The organism is Halospeciosus flavus, from assembly GCF_029814175.1.
GTDB lineage: Archaea > Halobacteriota > Halobacteria > Halobacteriales > Halobacteriaceae > Halospeciosus > Halospeciosus flavus.
The window spans coordinates 546,024-563,780 of sequence record NZ_CP122312.1 but is presented as its reverse complement, the minus strand read 5'-3'; the positions used below and the strand labels follow the sequence as shown (position 1 = coordinate 563,780).

The following is a 17,757-nucleotide window of genomic DNA, read 5'->3' as shown; positions in this document are numbered from 1 at the left end:
TCGATTGGAGTGTAGCCGGGACGTACCCGGTCGCAAGCTCGGTTGGTGTAGTCCGGCCAATCATTTCGGCCTTTCGTACGGCGGAAGAAAGGGTTGAAATAAACCCCGCCGTGAAGACAGCCGATGACCGGGGTTCAAATCCCCGACCGAGCATCATTCTCTCCGACGTCTGTCCCCCGAAGAGCACTCTACATCTGGGGGGTCTCGTGTCCTCACACTCACCCGCACACTCGCGGCTTGCGACGCTTCGCTTAACCGTCCGTACACCCAACCCGAAGCCATGACCGACGGCGAGTCTACGACGGCGGCGTTCGCGGCCCTCCCCGAGTCGTGGCGGGTCTGGTCCGACGAAGGGGACGGCCGGGCGGTCCTCGTCTTCCGTCCGGACGTCTTCGACGGCGCCGACTACCCCGCGGAGTGCCTCCCGACCATCTACGTGAGTCGTCGGCCACCCGAAGAACCGATGCGCCGCCCGGGGTCCGCCTCCGAGGGGTGGTACGTCGCGTTCACACTCGAACCCGAGATCCACGTCCGCGACCTGGAAGGCCAGTACGAGACCCGTGCGGACGCCGCCGACGGCGCCGTCGACGCGGCCCGCGCGTTCGCCGACGGCGAGGTCGACGTCCACGACGTGTACCAGGTCCCGCGCGAGACGTACCTCGACGCACTCGACGACCTCCTCGGCTAGTTCTCCAGGTAGGTCTCCACCCGCCGGGCGACCAGGTCGACGGCCGTCTCGATGGGCAGAATATCTGTCTCGACGGTGAAGTCGGCGTCCGGTGGGTCCGTCTCCATCGCGTGGTGGATGGTCCGCACACCCGCCTCGTCGATAGACTCCTCACGCTCCCAGTTTCGCCGCAGACAAGTGTCGAGGTCCGCGGTAACGTGGACGACGAACGGCGAGTCGAGTTCTCGGAAGCGCTCGCGCCCGCTCGTAGAACGTCCCGTCGACGACGACCGGTTCGTCGCCGGCGTCGAGCGCGGCCCCCGCCCGCTCGGCGAGCTGGTCGTAGGTGTTCCGCGAGAAGTCGTCCGAGTGGAGGACGGTCGGCGCGTACCCCTCCTCGCGGAGGCGCTCGGCGACGCGGTCGGCGAGGGTCGTCTTGCCCGCGCCCGGCGGCCCGCAGAACAACACCAACCGACCCATGTCTCGGGGTTCGGCCGGTCCGTCCTTGAACCTTCTCGCGGTGCTCGCTCCCGCCCGCTATTCGGGGATTCCTCGCTTCGCTCGTTAGCTCGGAATCCCCCACCCGACGAGTTTACGAATCGCCACCCCGAAACCCACGACATGATCACGCTCCTCGGGACGCGACTCGCCGACGAGGGCACGGAGTTCGTCTACCGCGGCGAGGCCGACGCCTGCGAGGGTTGTCCCTACCGGAAACAGTGTCTCACCCTCGAAGAGGGCGTCCGCTACGAAGTCGTCGACGTCCGCGAGGGTGGACAGACGCTCGACTGCAACGTCCACGACGAGGGCGTCGTCGCCGTCGAGGTCGAACCGACGACCGTGACGGTCAACGTCCCCACGAAGGGGGCCTACGCCGGGAGCACGGGGAAACTCGCGGGTCCGTGCCCACACACCGAGTGTCCGAGCCACGAGTACTGCGAACCACTCGGCGTCGACTTCGACGAAGAACGGCAGATCGTCGAGGTCCACGGCGAACCACCCCACGACCACTGCGAACTCGGCCGGGAACTCACGCAGGTCGAGTTCGCCGCCGAGAAGTAGCGAGAGAGTCCGAAATCGTCAGTTCGTCTCGACTTCCGCGCCGGTCTCGGCCTCCGATTCGGCCTCGAAACGCGCGTCGGCGTCCACGTCCTGCGGGTCGGCCTCCGCCTCCGCTTCGGCGACGGCCGACTCGCGGGTCTCCTCCGAGGGCGAGTGACCCATCTCCTCGTGGGGCCACCCGTGGTAGCCGAACTGCTCTTCGTAGCCGTACGGCGAGAGCAACACCGGCCAGAAGTCGAAGTCGGCCTCGATCGGTTCGCCGTCGGCCGCGGCGAACACTTCGCCTTCTTCGACTTTCTGGAAGTTCTCCGCGAACACCTCGAACTCCTCGGCGTCGGGCTTGGGGATGGGGTCGCCCATGTCGAACACCGGCAACTCGCGCTCGACGGCGTCGCCCGGGAGCGCCCCGACGGCCGTGAGGAACTCACGGGCCAGCGTGTAGGCGTTCTCGGCGGCCGTCTCGGACCCCTGCAGGCCCGCCTCGACCTCGACGATGTCGGCGTCGGCGGCGAAGATTCGCCCCTCGCCGAACCCGCCGGTGTCGACCAGTGCGACGACCGAGAGCTTCGGGCAGATGTCCTGGACGTGGTCGCCGAGTCCGGCCGAGATGGCGAACGGGTCGGCGTGCGACTGCGTCGAGTGGAGCGAGAGGACCGTACAGCCGCGAATTTCGTCGGCGAGTTCGTGAGCCAACCCAATTTCGTGGGCGTCCGACGGCGTCTCCTCGGTGAACGAACGGTTGAGGTCCGCGTCGACGTAGCGGACACCCTGCTCGATGGCACGTTCGTTGACGACGATCAACTTGACCGGTCGTTCGACCTCGGGTTCGTCTTCGGCGAGGCGATCGACGGCACGCACACCACACGGCTCGTCTCCGTGGACGCCGCCGACGACGGCAATTTCGGGCTCGCCTTCACCCAACTGTGTCACACGCATTTTCTGTTCGTCTCTAGGGGAGGGACGGACAAGTGGATTGTTGTTCTGGACCGTCGACAGCGTTACCGGCCTCGCGCTCCTGTTCTCGGTCGATGGACGACCACACTCGTGACCCGACCGTCGGCCCGCCGCGTGGCCGGACGACGCCGACGGGCTGGCGACCCGCCGACGCGTGCTGGGAGCACGGCACGCTCCGCCGGGCGGTGGTCCACGGCGTCCGCCTCTACAACGCCGGCGCGTACCACCCGGCGCACGACTGTTTCGAGGCCGAGTGGTACAACTACGGGTCGGGCACCACGGAGAGTGCCTTCTGCCACGGGATGGTGCAGGTCGTCGCGGGCGCCTACAAGTACGACGACTTCGAGAACCCCGACGGGATGCGGAGCCTCTTCGACACCGCGCTCCAGTACCTCCACGGCGTCCCCGACGACTTCTACGGCGTCGACGTCGCCGCGGTGCGGACGACGCTCCGGCGCGCACTGGACGACCCCGAGACGGTCGACGGGTGGGTGCTCACGCTCGACGGCGAGCACGTCGAGGCCGGACCCGAGGATTACGCCTTCGCCGACCGCCTCGACTGACTCACGGCGACCCCGCGCTCACGCGGTCGCCGCGTGACCCACTCGCACGCCGGAGGTGGACTTTTCTCGGCGCGCGACGAACCGCCGAGCGTGTCCCTCGCCGCCGACTTCCACGTCCACTCGAACTACTCCGACGGCCGGCCGTTGCCCTTCATGCTCGCCGCCGCCGAGGAAGCGGGTCTCGACGAGGTCGGGTTCGCCGACCACTGCAACGTCTCGCCCGCGTTCGAGGCGCGACTGACCAAAAAGGAATTCGGCTTCAACCTCGACGTGACCTACGAGCGTCGCCGCGACGCCATCGAGGCGTTTCGCGAGCGACTCGGCCTCACTATCCACGACGCGGTGGAGATGGACTACGACCCCGACGACGAAGCCGCCATCGCGGAGTTCCTCGACGAGGCGAACTTCGACTACGCCATCGGTAGCGTCCACCACCTCGACGGGACGAGCATCTTCGACCGCGAGCACTTCGCCGCGAAGACCGAGCCCGAGTGCCGCGACCTGGTCGACAGGTACTACGAGAACGTCGTCGCGCTCGTCGACTCGGGGCTCTTCGACGTCCTCGGCCACGTCGACGGCATCGAACGGACGCCCGAACTCCGCGGCTACACGACCGACGACCACCGCGCGATGGTCGCCGACGCCCTCGTGGAGCGCGACACCCGCCCCGAGATCAACGGGGGACGGGTCCTCCGCGACTACGGCGAACTCCACCCCGAACCGTCGTTTCTCGCGGCCCTCGACGAGCGCGGCGTCGAGTTCGTCCCGGGGACGGACTCACACCGCCCCGACGACCTCACCGACGCGGTCCCCGCGCTCGCCGAAGGGTTCGACGACGCCGGACTCGAAGCGGTGTCCCCGCTCGCCTAGTCCGGTGTCGCGTCACGGCATCACGTTCACGAGGAAGAGCGTCGGCCCCGCGACGAGGGCGAACTCGGCGGTGAGTGCGGCGCCGTAGGCCGCGAAGCCGGCACGACGCTCGTCGGGCATCCGGCGCTCGAAGGCCGGCGAGACGCTGTCGGCCAGCGGCTTCGTCACGACGAGGACGAATACCGCGCCCGTGAGCACGACGAACCCGGTGACGAGTCCCTGGAGTTGCTGGACGCTCGCGGGGACCTGCTGGAACCCCGCTACGACCGCCTGCAGAACGCGGTAGAACGTGGCCGCGAGGGCGGCGAACCCGAGCGACCCGACGAGCGCGAGCGGGATGGTCGAGTAGTTCACGTACTCGCCCTCGCCGGGATTGGTGACGTATATCGCGGCGGCGATGACGACGATCCAACCGAGCAGCAGCGTCCCGAAGAGGTTCATGGCGCCGAGACCGGCGGCGACGACTTGGGGGTCTGCCATACGTCCACAATCGACCGAGGCGACGGAAAGTGCTGTGGCCGTCTCGAGTCCGGGCGTCGCGGCGGGCCGACCGACCGGCGAGGAAGCGAAGCGTATTCAAGCGCCGACGAGTTAGCAAGAGACGCGTGCGAGGGTAGCCAAGCGGCCAACGGCGGCGGACTCAAGATCCGCTCCTGTAGAGGTTCAAGGGTTCGATTCCCTTCCCTCGCACTCTTTGGGTGGGCCACAGCCCACCGGCGCGAGGCGGTGTAACCGCCGAGCCAGAGTGCGGGAAGACGTCCTACACGGGGCATCTTCCCTCGCAAAAACGCTTCTCCGCGACGTCGACGCCGCGTAGTCACGTGTTCGACGACAGCGAGTCATCCACTTCTGAGATATGGCGTCGATAACTGAGATATGGCGCTATTTCCCAGTATATCCGCCGCATAACTGAGTTGTTCGCCGAGTTGGCGAGATATGCAGCCCTATTTCTGAGATACGTGTTTCTCCATCGCCCCGGCGACGCCGCCGGACGTGGAAAAGACTTTGCCGCCGTCGGCGCACCACACGGGTATGATCGACGAGACCGCCGAGGAGATTCGCGAGATGCGGACGCACTCCTCCTCGGTCGTCGCGGTGAAGGCCGCACACGCCCTGCGCGACCTGCTCGACGGCGACTACCCCTCCGTCGAGGAGTACCTCCGGACGCTCGAACGCAACAGCAACGCCCTCCGGCGAGCGAACCCCTCCCACGCCTCGCTGGTGACGACCCAGCGCGACATCGTGGAGTCAGTCGAGGCCGCCGACCCCGAGACGGTCGCGGAGGCCCAGGAGGCGCTCCGCGACGCCATCGACCGCGTCGTCGACGAGGTCGAACGCGGGAAGCACGCGGCGGCCCGCAACGCCGCCGACGAAATCGAGGACGGGGCGACGCTCCTCACCCACGACTACTCCTCGACCGTCCTCGAAGCCCTCGAACTCGCTGCACAGGAGGGTAAACACCTCGACGTCTACTGTACGGAGGCGCGCCCGCGTCACCTCGGGCGAAAGACGGCCCGCCAACTCGGAGAAATCGACCGCATCGAACCGACGCTGATCGTCGACAGCGCCGCCGGCCACTACCTCTCCGAGGCCGTCGACAAGGTGCTCATCGGGATGGACTGCATCGTCGACGGCACGCTCTACAACCGCGTGGGGACCTACCCGCTCGCGTCGACCGCGGCCGACGCGGACGTCCCCGTCACGGTCACGGGGTCGAGCGCCAAAATCGTCGAAGAAGGCGGATTCCGCTTCGAAAACGACTTCCGGACGGTCAGCGAGGTCATTCGCGAACCACCGGAGGGGTTCGACGTCGCGAACCCCGCCTACGACGCGACGCCGACGGGCCTCGTCGACCGCGTCGTCACCGACGACGGCGTCAGAGACGACGTCTAGTACGTCCCGGGTTCCGGTTCTTTGCCGAGCGTGATCTCGTGGGCCTCGACGTCCTCGTAGGCGGCGACGCGGCCGCCGATGGGCACCGGCCCGTCCTCGGTCTCGACGACGAACGACGCGACTTCTTCGCTCTCCATGAACTCCACGTCGACGATTTCGCCGGTGACGACGCGCGACTCGCCGGTGACGACGTCGCGCCCCTCGACGGTCGCGTACAGCGTCTCACCGTTCGTGATGCGGCGGAGGTCCTTCACACACCGCCGAATCGACGAGTAGCGCCGCGGGAGCGAGCGGTCGCCGGTGTCCTCGACGAGCGGCGTGTCGGCGGTCGTCCAGATGACTGTCCCGAAGAACCCCGACACCAGGAAACCCAGCGCCGAGCGGTTGAAGATGACGCCGTAGCGGTCGGTGGTCTCGCGGATGGCGTCCTGGGTCGCGTAGATGGAGTAGTTCCCGTCGGCGACGGCGACGACCGGCGTCGTGATGCCGCGACGCGCGCGCGCCTCCGTCGCGATACGGTGGTAGTCGAAGTTTCGGGGGTCGGGCGCCTCCGAGGCGGGTGTGACAACGAGTTCGACGTTCACACCGCGGTCGACGGCGTCCGCGAGCACCCCCTCGAACCGGGAGACGAGGGCGGGCGTCAGCGACAGCGAGAGGTCGAACTCCGCGGTCTGGATGACGTCCTCGAAGTACCGGAGGATGGTCGAACGCGACTTCACCAGCGAGACGGCCTCCGTCTCGCGGGCGGGCGCGGTGTAGACGGTTTCGAGGTCGCCTACGAGGTCGTCGAGGGAGGCCTGGAGGTTGTCGAACGCCTCCTCGGGGTCGATGGCGACGGCCTTCATCGGCCGGGATTCCCGGATCTCGACGAGTCCGCGGTCGCTCAGACTCCGAACCGTGTCGTACACGCGTGGCTGGGGGATGTCCGTGTCGTCGGCGATGTCGCTGGCGGTCAACTCGCCGTGTTCGAGCACCGCGAGGTACGCCTCGATCTCGTACTCGCCGAGGTCGAACGCCTCCCCGATGCGTTCGAGTGTCCGGGCGAGTTCCCTGTCGCTCATACCCGTATCGACGGCGACGTCACTGATTAATCACTCGGAAGTGGGTTCACCCCCTGCGAAACACGCTTATTCGACAATCGCGTGACGGACAGTAATGCTCATCGTCGAATTCGTCCTCGACCACCCCATCCTACGGACGGCGCTCCGTCAGGCACCCGACGTGACGGTGACGTGGTGTCGAACGGACGGACTCGGCGAACGCCCGGGTGCGGAGCGTGCGACCGTCCTCTGCTGGGTCGAGGGCGACGCCGCGGGGTTCGCCGACGCCGTCGAGGCCGACCCGACCGCGACCGACTTCTGTGTCGTCGAGACCCTCGACGACCGCTCGCTCTGCCAGTTCGCGCTCACCGAGTACGGCCGCGAGACGAGTATCTACCCGACGCTCGTCCGGGTCGGTGGCGTCGTCCGCGCCCTGTCCTCGGCCCGGGACGGGTGGCAGTTCGAACTCGCCTTCCCCTCGCAGGCGGGCTTCGACGAGTTCCGCGACGTCTGTGCCGAGCGAGGGTTCGACCTCTCGCTCCGGCGTGTGTTCGACGAACAGACCGACGTCGACTCGGCCAGCGGCCTCACCGACCGCCAGCGCGACACCCTCGTCGCGGCCGTCCAGAGCGGCTACCTCGACGTCCCGCGCGAGACGTCGCTCGCCGAACTCGCCGACGACCTCGGCGTCTCCCCGAACGCGGCCTCCGAACGGTTCCGACGGGCTGTCCGGAACCTCGTCTGCGAGTCCCTGTCGGTCGAACGCGACTCACGGGCACGTAAAAGGGCGTGAATACTACAGTCGAACTGTCACCTGCATTGAACGGCTAGAGTTCGACACCCATCGGCCCGAGGGCCGTGGGTAGTCCGGATTCGAGAATCCCCCCTCTCCCCCATCCGGGCTCTTTCAGACACCGAACGTCGCCCGGAGCATGTCCCGCGTCCCGGGACCGAGTCCGACCGCGAGGACGGCGACGAGCAGGAGGACGGTGTAGCGCGGGTTCTCTTCGAACATCTCGTCGTTGAACAGCCACACGACGAACGTGGCGGCGACGAGTTTGAGCAGCATGAACGACCACGAGACGCCGATGTAGTGCTGGAGCCACATCGGAGTCACGTCGCGGGCGAACCCGATGACCGCGCGGTTGACCGGGTGTTTCGGAACGAGGTCCGCGCGGAGGCCGAGTTCGGCCGCCCAGTCGATGCCGACGTAGTTGGAGACGCCGTCGACGGCGTGCCCCCAGATGATGAGCGCCCCGCCCTTCTCGGTCCCGAGGTGGACTTCGGGCGTGTAACGCGTCGTCAGCCACCAGACGATGCCCGTCGCCAGCGTCGCGCCGACGAGCGAGACGACCGTGATGAGCGGGTGGAACTCGACGTACGTCGTGGTGGCCGAGAGGTACGAGAGGTAACCGACCGTGAGCAAGAGGGCAGCACTGCCGGCGGCGAACAGCGGCCGTTCGTAGCTGTCGACGCCCGAGACGAGGTCGCGACGGGCGACGAAGACGCTCGCGACGAGCGAGACGAGCGTGATGGCGAAGACGGTGAAGTAGATGAGCGGGCTGATGATGAGCGCGTTCAGCGGGTACTGGACGAACGGGTCGACGCCCGCGGGGACGGTGTCGTTGGCGTCCTCGACGACGCGGAGTGCCCCGCCGAACAGCATGAACGGGAACAGCGCGTACAGCATCGAGAGGCTGTCGCCCACGTCGAGTCGACGCAGGAGGAAGACGATGCCGGTGACGGCGACGATGAGCGTGAGCGCGTAGCCGACCTCCGAGACCGCTGTGTAGCCGGGGTACGCGACGACGCCCGCCGCGCCGCGGCAGGCCGCCGCCGACTGGAGGAGTTCGATAGTGCCACCGCGGTACGCCGCGCAGTAGGCGCTGTGGGCGTCGGCGTACACCGGCCCCCAGAAGTACTGCCAGACGAAACCCGCGTACACCGTCCGCGGGAAGAGTAGCGAACCGCCGACCAGCGCGAGGAGCGCGGCACCGACCGCGCCCGCCCACGTCTTCTCGGCGTCCGTCTCCGGGAAGGTCATGGCGGAGTGTGGTGTCGAGAGGCGTTTTATCGTTCCGGTCTAGAGAGGGAGTTCGTGGCTCTCGTACTCGGTACCGAGGACGACCATCGTCTGCGAGCGCGAGAATCCCTCCATCTGGGCGATGTGCTCGAACATGAGTTCGCGCAGGTCCTCGGTGGAGGGGGCGTAGACCCGCATCAGGATGTCCCACTCGCCGGTCGTGAGCATCACTTCCTGGACCCCCTCGACGTCGCGCAGGCGGTCGAGCGTCTCGTCCTCGCGGCCCTGCTCGACGCGGAGGCCGACCACGGCGGAGATACCGAGGCCGATGGCCTGCGGGTCGACGTCGGCGTGGTAGCCGCGGATGACGCCCGCCTCCTCCATACGCTTGACCCGGTCGTGGACCGTCGCCGAGGACATGTCGATCTGTCGAGCAATCTCGCTGAACGGGGTCCGCGCGTCGCGCTGGAGTGCGCGCAGAATCTCCCGGTCCGTCTCGTCGAGTTCCATGGACGGAACGCGGACCCGCGCGACCAAATAGGCTTGCTCCGCGGACCCTACTCGTTCGCGCCGATCTCCTGGGCCGCGGCGAGGAGTTCGTCGTGGGCGGTCCCGTTCGAGGCGACCAGCCCATCGGAACCGGGTACCCACCGGTCGCCGTGGACGTCCGTGACGGTCCCACCGGCCTGCCGGACGAGGTGGACGCCCGCGACGCTGTCCCAGGGGTTGACCTCGACGTTCGTCAGCGTCCCCTCCAGTTGTCCGGCGGCGACCATCGAGAGCGTCGCCTGCGCACAGCCGAATCGACGCATGTCGCCGAAGCGCTCGACGATGGCCCGGCAGGCGTCGGCGTACTCGTCGCGGCGGTCGAAGTCCCACCAGATGGTCGGCGCGACGACGAACGTCTCGGGGTCCTCGCGCTCGCTGACGGAGATGGGTGCGCCGTTCAGCGTCGCGCCCGCCTCGCTGGAGACGTAGACGTCGTCGAGCGCCGGGAGGACGTTCGCGGCGGCGACCGGTTCGCCGTCGACGACCGCGGCCACGGAGGTCGCCCAGATCTGGATGTCCGCGACGAAGTTGTTCGTCCCGTCGATGGGGTCGACGACCCACACCGGCCCCGACTCGGGGACCTCCTTCAGCGCGTCCTCCTCCTCGCCGACGACCGCATCCTCCGGGAACTCCTCGCGAAGCGACTCGATGACCCGCGCCTGGGCGTCGCGGTCGGCCTGCGTCACGTAGTCGGTCTTGTTCCCCTTCGTCTCGACGGCGATGCCGCTGCGGAAGCCGGCGGCGGCGACCTCGGCGCCCGCGTGGGCCGCGCGCTCGGCGACGAGTGCGCGTTCGGTGTGGTCGGTCATACCTGTGCCTGTGTCGCGGCGGAGAAAGGCACGTCGGTCCCGGCGACCCGAACGGGCGTCTGACGCACGTCGTACACCGGCCGCAAGGCTATTTCCGGTATAAATTATATCGAATTATACAATGCACCGAACGCGGGTGTACCTGGCACGGCTACTGCGTGGGAGCGCCGGGGCGGCGGGGACGCTGCTCGGTGAGAACCGATCGATGGACGCACAACTCGGCACGCCGTCGCTCTCGACACGGGTCGTCGGCGGACTCGAAGGGACGGCGAGCCGACTCGAACCGTCGTCGAACTCACTGTTGAACCACGGCGGGCCGGAGCCACTCTACCGGCAGGCCGGTCGGGCGGCGGTGGTGGGCGCCGTCGCGACGGCCCAGGGCGCTCGGGTCGCCGGTCGGGCGGTACGCGACGCTACCGGCCGACTCGCCGGTCGAGCCGCTGCCGCGTTCCGTGGCGACGAAGAGGCCGACGAGGACGTCGACGCGAACCTCGCGTAGGGACGCGACCACCCGCGAACGCGGCGACGGAGCGGCGGACTGCGGAGCGGTTCTTTTCTCCCTCGAACGCTTAGTGCCGGTCATGACGACCGTCGAGGTTACCTACCACTGCCCGCACTGCGAGACCGTCGTCGCGCTCGAACGCGACGCCTACCTCGCGGACAAGTCCGTGACGCCCTACCCGCTCGAAGGCTGGACGTACGTCGCACCGACGGCCGACTACGAGCGCGAGGACGCGACCGGTGTGCGCTTCGTCTGTGGCGAGAGCGACGGCTGTCGGTGGCGTCCGAGTACCGACGCCGGCGATGCTGCCGACGCTCCCGAAGCGGACGACGCGACTGTCGGCTGCGGCGAACCGTTCTACCTCTCCTTCGTCCGCTTCGAGGACGGTGAACCGGTCGAACGCGAGCGGGAGAGTGAGTACGTCCAACTCGCGGAAGGCACCGTCCCGACCGGCCCGCGCGGCCCGCCGGGACCGTCTGGTCCCTGACGCTCGACGGCGTCCCGCGGGTGCGACCCCGTACGCGGTATCGGTATTCTCACCTCACCTCGAAGTCGCTACGTTGGGCAGAATCTATACAATTTTCGTAAATTCTGCAATTGAATTTAAGTGGTTGAATACTGTACGAAGTAGTACGCATGACGACTCGACCGACCAACGCGCTCACTGACGCACTCGAATCTGCCTCGAACGCGCTCGACTTCGGCGCCGACGAGGACGACTACGCATCTCTCGTCGACCGGACGTTCGAGGCCGTCGTCGACGCGGTCGGTCACGACGCGTGTCTCTACGCCGACGTGAACCGGCAGTTCGTCGCCGGCCGCCCCTCCGAGGCGTACGACGTGGCGACCCGCCCGGACCTCGTCGTCGACGACGACGAGACGGAGGTCGTCGTCACCGTCGCGGACCACGCGACCCTCGTCGACCGCGACGTCGTCGTCTCTCGCCTCGAAGGGCTCGCCGAGACCGGTGCTCGCCGCGTCCTCGTCGTCCCCGACGACCGCAGCACCCTCCACGACGCCCGCAACCTCGCCGACGCCGTCGACGGCGAGGTCACCGTCAGCACGCCCGAGGAAGTCGTCGAACACCTCGGCGAGTAACGTTTTCCCGCGACGCGTCTCTCTTCCGAGCGAATGAGTCTCCACCTCCTCCACTACGCCGACGTCGAGAACGCCTTCGACACGCCCGAGCGGGTCGGCCGCCTCGTCGGGACGGTCGACGCCCTCCGCGACGAATCGACGCTCGTCACCGGGAGCGGCGACAACACCGCACCGGGCGTCCTCTCGCTCGTCACGTCCGGCCGTCACGCCCGCTTCCTCTTCGACGCGGTCGAACCGGCCGTCGACACCTTCGGCAACCACGACTTCGACCACGGACTCGACGCCCTCCGCGAGACGGTCAAGACGAGTCCGCAGACGTGGCTGACCGCCAACCTCCAGTACCGGGGCGAACGACTCTTCGCCGACCGCACCGAACCCCGGACGCTCGTCGAGACGCCCGACGCGACCGTCGGGTTCGTCGGCGTCACGACGCCCGACCTCCACGACCTCTGTCCGGAGGCCCGCGACGTGGCCGTCTCCGACCCCGTCGACGCAGTTGCCGAGCACGTGCCGAAACTCCGCGAGGCCAGCGCCGACCACGTGGTCATCCTCTCGCACTCCGGTGTCCCCGTCGACGAGCGCATCGCCGCGAACACGGGCGTCGACGCCGTCCTCGGCGGTCACGACCACGAGGAACTCGTCGAACACGTCGACGGCACGCTCGTCCTCCACCCCGGACAGGGCGGGACGCACCTGCTGGAGGCCGAGTTCGACGCGGACGGCGAACCGACCGCCCGGCACCACGAGACGAGCGAGTTCCCCGCCGACGAGGAAGTGGTCGATGCCGTCCGCACGGAGGCCGAGGCCGCCGGACTCACCGACGTCGTCGCCCACTGGGAGGAACCGGTCCTCCTGACCGAACGCGCCCGCAAGCAGGCCGAGAGCACCGTCGGCAACCTCTTGATGGACGCCCACCGCTGGCAGACCGATGCGGACGTCGCGCTCTGCATCGGCGGCATCCGTGAGGACACGCCCCTCCAGGGCGACGTCACGGTCGCCGACCTCGTCGGACTCGTCCCCTACGGCAACGACATCGTCGTCTGCGAAGTCGACGGCGAGACCCTCCGCGACGCGCTCCACCAACTCTCCGTCGCCTACCGCTACCCCGACGCCGGCGTCCCCTGGTTCGGCCACGTCAGCGGCGTCCGCCTCGCCTGGGACGACCGCGACCAGACCCTCCGCGACGCCCAGGTCGGCGGCGAGGCGATCGACTCGGAGGCGGCCTACGAAGTCGCCCTCTCGCGCTACTTCGTCGACAGCGACCACCTCTTCTCCGTCTTCGACCCCGACGACGTGGTCCGGACGGTCGGCCAGGAACACGAGGCCGTCGTCGACTACGTCCGCGAACACCCCGAGCGCCCGCGTGTCGACGGCCGCGTCGAGCGCCCCTTCCTCGACGAGACGCGACCGCCCATCCGGTAGGCCACCGACCCGACTCGTCTCGGCGTCACCGACGACACTAGACCCGTTAGCTAACTGCATTCTGAGACGTTTCGGGAGGAACCACACTCGCCGTATACTGCCCACTAAGGAATTGTGGCCGACGATAACTGGCCCCAAGGATGAACTATGTCAGACAACAATCACTACCCGCGGTGACGTCGACGATGAAGAAACTGGCAATCGCGCTCGTGGTCGCGATGAGTCTCACCGGACTCACCGGTGTCGCGGCCGCGGGGCACGGCGCGCAGTCGCAGGATTGTGCGAAAGGTCACCTCAACCCCGCGGGAGCGGGTCACGACGACGTAGACACGGGTATCTACCCCGGTCCGGACGACTGTAGCGACAAGAGTCTCGACGACAGTACGGTCCTCCCCGACTCGGTCCCGTACGACCAGCCGATCATCGACGACTGAGCCGTTTCCGGGCGGTAGCGTACCGCCTCGATTTTCTTCGCGTGTCCGCCGCTATCCCTTGATGTTGCAGACCGGGTAGGTCCGCACGACCTTGTCGCCGATGTCGAGGGAGTCGGAGACTTCGATGACCTCGTCGACGTCCTTGTACACGCCCGGCGCCTCCTCCGCGATGGTCGCGCCGGACTGGGCCTTCACGTAGATGGCGTTCTCCTCGCGGAGTTCCTCCTGGACGTCGCCGCCCCAGAACTCCTGTTTGGCCTGCGTCCGACTCATCAGTCGACCCGCGCCGTGGGCGGTCGAACCGAACGTCGTCGCCATCGACTCGGAGCCACCGCGGAGGACGTAACTCCCTGCGCCCATGCTACCGGGGATGATGACCGGTTGCCCGACGCCGCGGTACGCGCTGGGCACCTCCGGGTGGCCGGCGGGGAACGCGCGGGTCGCCCCTTTCCGGTGGACGTACACTTCCTTCTCCTCGCCGTCGATCTCGTGGACTTCCTTCTTCGCGATGTTGTGCGCGACGTCGTAGAGGAGTTCCATCCCGAGGTCCTCCCACGGCGCCTCGAAGACGTCCTCGAACACCTGGCGGGTCTGGTACATGATGAGTTGGCGGTTGACCCACGCGAAGTTGATGGCCGCACACATCGCGCCGTAGTACTCCTCGGCGAGTTCGGAACCGGCGGGCGCGGCGGCGAGGTTCTTGTCCGGCAGCGACTTCAGGAAGTCGGGGTGCTCGTCCTCGATGCGCCGAAGGTAGTCCGAACACACCTGGTGGCCGAGACCCCGCGAACCGCAGTGGATGAGGACCACGATCTGCTCCGCTTCGAGTCCGTAGGCGTCAGCCACCTCGTCGTCGAAGACATCCGTGACGCGCTGGACCTCCAGGAAGTGGTTGCCCGAGCCGAGCGAGCCGATCTGGTTCATCCCTCTGTCCTTGGCCTTCTTCGAGACGGCCGAGGGGTCGGCGTCCGGCCGGTAGCCCTCGTCCTCGCAGTGGTGGAGGTCCTCGCGGACGGCGTAGCCCTCTTCGAGCGCCCAGTCCATCCCGCGTTCGAGGATGCCCTCGATGGTCTCGGCGTCGCCGTCGACGACGCCACCGCCGCCGAGTCCCGAGGGGACGGCCTCGAAGAGCGCGTCGACGAGTTCCTCCTCGCGGCCCTCGACGTCGTCGTACGTCAGATTTGTTTTCACCATTCTGACTCCGCAATTAATGTCAAAACCGACTCCTCCAGGGCTGATACAGCCGTTTTCGGCGTCGATGGCGGCGACGCCGCCGACGGGGAAGCCGTAGCCCTGGTGGGCGTCCGGCATACAGAGGGCGTACTGCTGGATGCCGGGGAGGTGAGTGACGTTGCGAATCTGTTCGAGGCTGTCGTCTTCTTTAATCTCTTCGAGGAGTGCCTCGCTCGCGAGCACGCGGGCGGGGACGTTCATCCCCTCCGATTCCGCCTGCTCGATCTCCCAGACGTAGTCGCGGACTCGCTCCAGTGTGATGCCGTCCGCGTCGAAGGTGTCGCTCATGGTCGCTACTCTGTCCGCCGGGGTGGAGTAGGTTTCGTCTACTGGCCGGCCTGTGCCGTCGACCCAGGGACGAGTCCGACGCGCGCCGCGAGCGAGCGGAGGCGGTTGTCGAGCGCGAGCGGGCCGCTCCCGGTGACGAACAGCATCGAGGCGAGACCGAACAGCGAGACGTGTGCGAGCACGGGGTCGTCGGGCAGGCCGAACAGCGTCGTCGTGAGGACGATGAAGGCGACCGCGGAGACGCCGCGGGTGAACAGGCCGAGCAGGAGGAAGACGCCGATGGCGAGTTCGGTGAGGCCCGCGCCGATCACCCACATTCCGGGGTCGACCGGGACGACCTGCGTGAGGTCGTACTTCTCGACGACCTGAAGGGCGCGACCCGGCTGGAGGAGTTTCTCGACGACGCCGAGGTAGGCGAAGTTGAAGCCGAGTCCCACGCGGACGACAGTGGCGGCGTAGGGTTCGTAGGGGTCGATGGCCCGGTTGAACCGGCTGACCAGCGAGTGGAGCGGGTCGATGCGGCCGTAACTCGTCCCCGGCGCGTCGGCGACCCGCTGGAGGAGGTGGTCGGCGCTCGGGCGGCCGCTCCCGAGGAGCATGATGCCGAGGAAGCCGCCGACGAACTCGCTGGCGATGAGCAGGTAAGGTTCGACGACGAGACCCACGAGGTAGCCGAGGAGGCCGACGAACGCGACGACGCGCGTTCCGAGACCGAACAGCAGGAGGAAGCCCACGAGGACCTGGAACACCTTCGTCGGTGCCGGGATATTCGGCGCGAAGAAGTAGCCCGCGAAGCCCGCACCGATCAGCGGCAGGCCGATAGCCAACCGGAGCATCCACGGGAGGTACTGTTCGTACTCGGAGAGCGCGTCGCGCAGCGCCTCGAAGTCCCGCTGGAACGGCCGGAAGCGCAGGTAGCCCAGGACGACGACGAGCACGGCGAACGCGCCGCCGCCGAGGAGCGCGGCGTTCAGTGGCTCCGAGACGACGTCCCACAGGAAGTGTAGCGCGTCGAGGCTCGGTCCTCCGCCCTCGGTGACGTAGTCGACGTGCGGGGCGAGTGGCCCGTCGACGGACCGCGTAGAGTGCATGGGCGGAGTCGACGGGCGGCCGACGGGTAAAGTCTGTCCCCCTCAGACGTCGAAGACGACGTACGCCTCCCACCCGTCGACGGTCTCTTCGAGAGACATCTCGGAGTAGGTGACGGCCTTCAGGTCGCGTGCGTGGACCGACGAGAGCGGGACGCCGCGGGCCGACCCCTCGACTGCCCACCCATCGTTGGTCGTCGTCACGGTGGCCTCGTTGTCGACGGGCAAGACGCCGCGGACGTCGCGTTCGTAGATGAGTTGGTCGAGGTAGTCGTAGAGGAGGCGTTCACGCGAGGCGGCGGTCAGATCGACAGCGAAGCGTTCGCCGTCGTCGGGGTACGGCGGGTCACACATCGCGGCGGCCATCCCGTCGGCGACGGCGGCGAAGACGCCGCCCAGCGAGTCGGCCGTGGCCTCGACCGCGACGTCGGCGGTGTGTTCGCGGAGGTCGTACGGCATCTATTGCTCGCGGTCCTTCCGGTCCCGTTCGTCGAGGGCGTTCGCAACGTCGACGCCCCCGAGCTGTTCGAGCTTCTCGCGGGAGAGTCCCTCACCCTGACCGGGTTCGGCGACCGCGACGCCGGTCGTGATGACGGTCCGCATCCCTTCTTCGACGGTCATGTCGACGTCCATAATGCGTTCTTCTGGGATGTGGGCCAAAAAGCCACCCATCACGGGATTCGGTGCGAGCGGGAGGAAGAGCGTCCGCATCGTGTCGTCACCCGCGGCCTCCCGGACGGGTTCGGGCGTTCGCGTCGTCTCGAAACCGAGAGTGTACGACCCCTCGTGGGGGTACTCGACGAGTTTCACCTCCCGGAAGTTGTTCGCGTCGCTCTCCAGCATGACGTCGCTCATCTGCCGGAAACTGGTGTAGATAGCGCCGATACCGGGGATGCGCTCGATGATCTGGTCGAAGTAGGAGATGACCTTGTCGCCGGCGGGGAGACTCGCGGCGAAGCCGATGCCGAGCGTGAGGATCGTCAGCGAGACGATGGCGGCGACCTGGATGATGAACTTCTGCTGGTCGGGGGCGATGCCGGCCTGCTGGAGGAAGCGGGCGAGGGGGTCGAGGACGCCCATGAGGAGGTCGACAGCGGTGAGGAGGACGTAGAACGTGATGAGGAGGGGGACCATCACCGCGATACCCGTCAGCACTGCCTCTCTGAGTCGGTCGACCGCGGACTCCCCCGCCGCCTGCATCTGTTGTCGACCGAAACGCTCGTCTTCCATGTAGCTATTCACACGCGCCAGATCCTCGAAAG

General features: G+C 67.6%; 23 protein-coding genes and 2 tRNA genes. 13 read left to right on the top strand and 12 right to left on the bottom strand.

The features are described 5' to 3' along the window. The first annotated feature begins 36 nt into the window (after positions 1–36). Together P0Y33_RS02690 and P0Y33_RS02685 are read left to right on the top strand one after the other, a co-directional pair. Positions 37–153: transfer RNA gene (locus P0Y33_RS02690), tRNA-Glu, on the top strand. Positions 154–280: 127 nt separating this feature from the next. Further along, positions 281–688 carry a DUF5820 family protein gene (locus P0Y33_RS02685; RefSeq protein WP_279529023.1) on the top strand — a complete coding sequence of 136 codons (408 nt, stop codon included), beginning with the start codon at positions 281–283 and terminating at the stop codon, positions 686–688. Here P0Y33_RS02685 and P0Y33_RS02680 read toward each other — a convergent pair. Together P0Y33_RS02680 and P0Y33_RS02675 are read right to left on the bottom strand one after the other, a co-directional pair. Then, a complete protein-coding gene (locus tag P0Y33_RS02680; protein WP_279529022.1) occupies positions 685–816 on the bottom strand; it encodes a hypothetical protein in 132 nt (43 codons plus the stop codon). The genes P0Y33_RS02685 and P0Y33_RS02680 overlap by 4 nt on opposite strands. Before the next feature lie 22 nt (positions 817–838). Then, the gene (locus tag P0Y33_RS02675) at positions 839–1,147 is read right to left on the bottom strand and encodes an AAA family ATPase (protein ID WP_279529021.1); all 309 of its coding nucleotides are present in this window, start codon (positions 1,145–1,147) and stop codon (positions 839–841) included. Positions 1,148–1,288: 141 nt separating this feature from the next. Between P0Y33_RS02675 and P0Y33_RS02670 the strand changes: the two genes are divergently transcribed. Continuing rightward, positions 1,289–1,729, top strand: a complete 441-nt coding sequence (locus P0Y33_RS02670; RefSeq protein WP_279529020.1) for a UPF0179 family protein — start codon at positions 1,289–1,291, stop codon at positions 1,727–1,729. 18 nt (positions 1,730–1,747) lie between these two features. On the opposite strand, the gene P0Y33_RS02665 is transcribed toward P0Y33_RS02670, so the two are convergent. After that, a complete protein-coding gene (locus P0Y33_RS02665; RefSeq protein ID WP_328518034.1) occupies positions 1,748–2,665 on the bottom strand; it encodes a M14 family metallopeptidase in 918 nt (305 codons plus the stop codon). A gap of 92 nt (positions 2,666–2,757) precedes the next feature. Between P0Y33_RS02665 and P0Y33_RS02660 the strand changes: the two genes are divergently transcribed. After that, complete coding sequence (locus P0Y33_RS02660) at positions 2,758–3,246, top strand: DUF309 domain-containing protein (RefSeq protein WP_279529019.1); 489 nt, start codon at positions 2,758–2,760, stop codon at positions 3,244–3,246. A 90-nt stretch (positions 3,247–3,336) separates the two neighbouring features. Then, entirely contained in the window at positions 3,337–4,116 is a 780-nt protein-coding gene (locus P0Y33_RS02655) for a histidinol-phosphatase HisJ family protein (RefSeq protein WP_279529018.1), read from the top strand. Between the two features lie 12 nt (positions 4,117–4,128). Here P0Y33_RS02655 and P0Y33_RS02650 read toward each other — a convergent pair whose 3' ends face one another. Further along, entirely contained in the window at positions 4,129–4,596 is a 468-nt protein-coding gene (locus P0Y33_RS02650) for a hypothetical protein (protein WP_279529017.1), read from the bottom strand. A gap of 127 nt (positions 4,597–4,723) precedes the next feature. Here P0Y33_RS02650 and P0Y33_RS02645 point away from each other — a divergent pair. Next, positions 4,724–4,806: transfer RNA gene (locus tag P0Y33_RS02645), tRNA-Leu, on the top strand. 342 nt (positions 4,807–5,148) lie between these two features. Next, on the top strand, positions 5,149–6,009 hold the full coding sequence (locus P0Y33_RS02640) for a translation initiation factor eIF-2B (protein ID WP_279529016.1): 861 nt from the start codon (positions 5,149–5,151) through the stop codon (positions 6,007–6,009). Here the strand turns inward: P0Y33_RS02640 and trmB are convergent. Beyond that, complete coding sequence (gene trmB, locus P0Y33_RS02635; protein WP_279529015.1) at positions 6,006–7,070, bottom strand: HTH-type sugar sensing transcriptional regulator TrmB; 1,065 nt, start codon at positions 7,068–7,070, stop codon at positions 6,006–6,008. The two genes, P0Y33_RS02640 and trmB, sit on opposite strands and share 4 nt — an antisense overlap. Positions 7,071–7,164: 94 nt before the next feature. Between trmB and P0Y33_RS02630 the strand changes: the two genes are divergently transcribed. Further along, positions 7,165–7,842 (top strand): helix-turn-helix domain-containing protein, encoded by a 678-nt coding sequence (locus tag P0Y33_RS02630; protein WP_279529014.1) that lies wholly within the window; start codon positions 7,165–7,167, stop codon positions 7,840–7,842. A 114-nt stretch (positions 7,843–7,956) separates the two neighbouring features. On the opposite strand, the gene P0Y33_RS02625 is transcribed toward P0Y33_RS02630, so the two are convergent. From P0Y33_RS02625 to P0Y33_RS02615, 3 genes are read right to left on the bottom strand one after another with little or no spacing between them, the layout of a single operon-like run. Next, entirely contained in the window at positions 7,957–9,093 is a 1,137-nt protein-coding gene (locus P0Y33_RS02625) for a DUF63 family protein (RefSeq protein WP_279529013.1), read from the bottom strand. 39 nt (positions 9,094–9,132) lie between these two features. Further along, positions 9,133–9,582, bottom strand: a complete 450-nt coding sequence (locus P0Y33_RS02620; RefSeq protein ID WP_279529012.1) for an Lrp/AsnC family transcriptional regulator — start codon at positions 9,580–9,582, stop codon at positions 9,133–9,135. Between the two features lie 47 nt (positions 9,583–9,629). Further along, positions 9,630–10,430 carry an inositol monophosphatase family protein gene (locus P0Y33_RS02615; RefSeq protein ID WP_279529011.1) on the bottom strand — a complete coding sequence of 267 codons (801 nt, stop codon included), beginning with the start codon at positions 10,428–10,430 and terminating at the stop codon, positions 9,630–9,632. Between the two features lie 121 nt (positions 10,431–10,551). On the opposite strand from P0Y33_RS02615, the gene P0Y33_RS02610 reads away from it, so the two are divergent. From P0Y33_RS02610 to P0Y33_RS02590, 5 genes are all read left to right on the top strand, one after another. After that, entirely contained in the window at positions 10,552–10,929 is a 378-nt protein-coding gene (locus P0Y33_RS02610; RefSeq protein ID WP_279529010.1) for a hypothetical protein, read from the top strand. Between the two features lie 82 nt (positions 10,930–11,011). Continuing rightward, on the top strand, positions 11,012–11,419 hold the full coding sequence (locus P0Y33_RS02605; RefSeq protein ID WP_279529009.1) for a hypothetical protein: 408 nt from the start codon (positions 11,012–11,014) through the stop codon (positions 11,417–11,419). Between the two features lie 149 nt (positions 11,420–11,568). Continuing rightward, positions 11,569–12,030, top strand: a complete 462-nt coding sequence (locus P0Y33_RS02600; protein WP_279529008.1) for a hypothetical protein — start codon at positions 11,569–11,571, stop codon at positions 12,028–12,030. Between the two features lie 33 nt (positions 12,031–12,063). Next, entirely contained in the window at positions 12,064–13,452 is a 1,389-nt protein-coding gene (locus P0Y33_RS02595) for a bifunctional metallophosphatase/5'-nucleotidase (protein WP_279529007.1), read from the top strand. 185 nt (positions 13,453–13,637) lie between these two features. Further along, positions 13,638–13,886 carry a hypothetical protein gene (locus P0Y33_RS02590; protein ID WP_279529006.1) on the top strand — a complete coding sequence of 83 codons (249 nt, stop codon included), beginning with the start codon at positions 13,638–13,640 and terminating at the stop codon, positions 13,884–13,886. 51 nt (positions 13,887–13,937) lie between these two features. On the opposite strand, the gene P0Y33_RS02585 is transcribed toward P0Y33_RS02590, so the two are convergent. Genes P0Y33_RS02585 through P0Y33_RS02570 form a run of 4 tightly spaced genes read right to left on the bottom strand, consistent with a single transcriptional unit; the run spans position 13,938 to position 17,725 of the window. Further along, positions 13,938–15,407, bottom strand: a complete 1,470-nt coding sequence (locus tag P0Y33_RS02585) for an RtcB family protein (RefSeq protein WP_279529005.1) — start codon at positions 15,405–15,407, stop codon at positions 13,938–13,940. Between the two features lie 38 nt (positions 15,408–15,445). Further along, positions 15,446–16,498: a DoxX family protein gene (locus tag P0Y33_RS02580; RefSeq protein WP_279529004.1), complete on the bottom strand. Its 1,053-nt coding sequence runs from the start codon at positions 16,496–16,498 to the stop codon at positions 15,446–15,448. Between the two features lie 42 nt (positions 16,499–16,540). Further along, the gene (locus P0Y33_RS02575) at positions 16,541–16,954 is read right to left on the bottom strand and encodes an archease (protein WP_279529003.1); all 414 of its coding nucleotides are present in this window, start codon (positions 16,952–16,954) and stop codon (positions 16,541–16,543) included. Then, positions 16,955–17,725: a DUF502 domain-containing protein gene (locus P0Y33_RS02570; RefSeq protein WP_279529002.1), complete on the bottom strand. Its 771-nt coding sequence runs from the start codon at positions 17,723–17,725 to the stop codon at positions 16,955–16,957. Positions 17,726–17,757 lie beyond the last annotated feature (32 nt).

Bases quoted from the DNA above. Each gene is read 5' to 3' on its own strand.
- P0Y33_RS02630 (WP_279529014.1), top strand. From the start codon at position 7,165: ATGCTCATCGTCGAATTCGTCCTCGACCACCCCATCCTACGGACGGCG.
- P0Y33_RS02610 (WP_279529010.1), top strand. From the start codon at position 10,552: ATGCACCGAACGCGGGTGTACCTGGCACGGCTACTGCGTGGGAGCGCC.
- P0Y33_RS02650 (WP_279529017.1), bottom strand. From the start codon at position 4,596: ATGGCAGACCCCCAAGTCGTCGCCGCCGGTCTCGGCGCCATGAACCTC.
- P0Y33_RS02580 (WP_279529004.1), bottom strand. From the start codon at position 16,498: ATGCACTCTACGCGGTCCGTCGACGGGCCACTCGCCCCGCACGTCGAC.
- P0Y33_RS02640 (WP_279529016.1), top strand. From the start codon at position 5,149: ATGATCGACGAGACCGCCGAGGAGATTCGCGAGATGCGGACGCACTCC.
- P0Y33_RS02590 (WP_279529006.1), top strand. From the start codon at position 13,638: ATGAAGAAACTGGCAATCGCGCTCGTGGTCGCGATGAGTCTCACCGGA.
- P0Y33_RS02570 (WP_279529002.1), bottom strand. From the start codon at position 17,725: ATGGAAGACGAGCGTTTCGGTCGACAACAGATGCAGGCGGCGGGGGAG.
- P0Y33_RS02670 (WP_279529020.1), top strand. From the start codon at position 1,289: ATGATCACGCTCCTCGGGACGCGACTCGCCGACGAGGGCACGGAGTTC.
- P0Y33_RS02595 (WP_279529007.1), top strand. From the start codon at position 12,064: ATGAGTCTCCACCTCCTCCACTACGCCGACGTCGAGAACGCCTTCGAC.
- P0Y33_RS02615 (WP_279529011.1), bottom strand. From the start codon at position 10,430: ATGACCGACCACACCGAACGCGCACTCGTCGCCGAGCGCGCGGCCCAC.
- P0Y33_RS02605 (WP_279529009.1), top strand. From the start codon at position 11,012: ATGACGACCGTCGAGGTTACCTACCACTGCCCGCACTGCGAGACCGTC.
- P0Y33_RS02685 (WP_279529023.1), top strand. From the start codon at position 281: ATGACCGACGGCGAGTCTACGACGGCGGCGTTCGCGGCCCTCCCCGAG.
- P0Y33_RS02620 (WP_279529012.1), bottom strand. From the start codon at position 9,582: ATGGAACTCGACGAGACGGACCGGGAGATTCTGCGCGCACTCCAGCGC.
- P0Y33_RS02600 (WP_279529008.1), top strand. From the start codon at position 11,569: ATGACGACTCGACCGACCAACGCGCTCACTGACGCACTCGAATCTGCC.
- P0Y33_RS02665 (WP_328518034.1), bottom strand. From the start codon at position 2,665: ATGCGTGTGACACAGTTGGGTGAAGGCGAGCCCGAAATTGCCGTCGTC.
- P0Y33_RS02575 (WP_279529003.1), bottom strand. From the start codon at position 16,954: ATGCCGTACGACCTCCGCGAACACACCGCCGACGTCGCGGTCGAGGCC.
- P0Y33_RS02675 (WP_279529021.1), bottom strand. From the start codon at position 1,147: ATGGGTCGGTTGGTGTTGTTCTGCGGGCCGCCGGGCGCGGGCAAGACG.
- P0Y33_RS02585 (WP_279529005.1), bottom strand. From the start codon at position 15,407: ATGAGCGACACCTTCGACGCGGACGGCATCACACTGGAGCGAGTCCGC.
- P0Y33_RS02625 (WP_279529013.1), bottom strand. From the start codon at position 9,093: ATGACCTTCCCGGAGACGGACGCCGAGAAGACGTGGGCGGGCGCGGTC.
- P0Y33_RS02660 (WP_279529019.1), top strand. From the start codon at position 2,758: ATGGACGACCACACTCGTGACCCGACCGTCGGCCCGCCGCGTGGCCGG.
- trmB (WP_279529015.1), bottom strand. From the start codon at position 7,070: ATGAGCGACAGGGAACTCGCCCGGACACTCGAACGCATCGGGGAGGCG.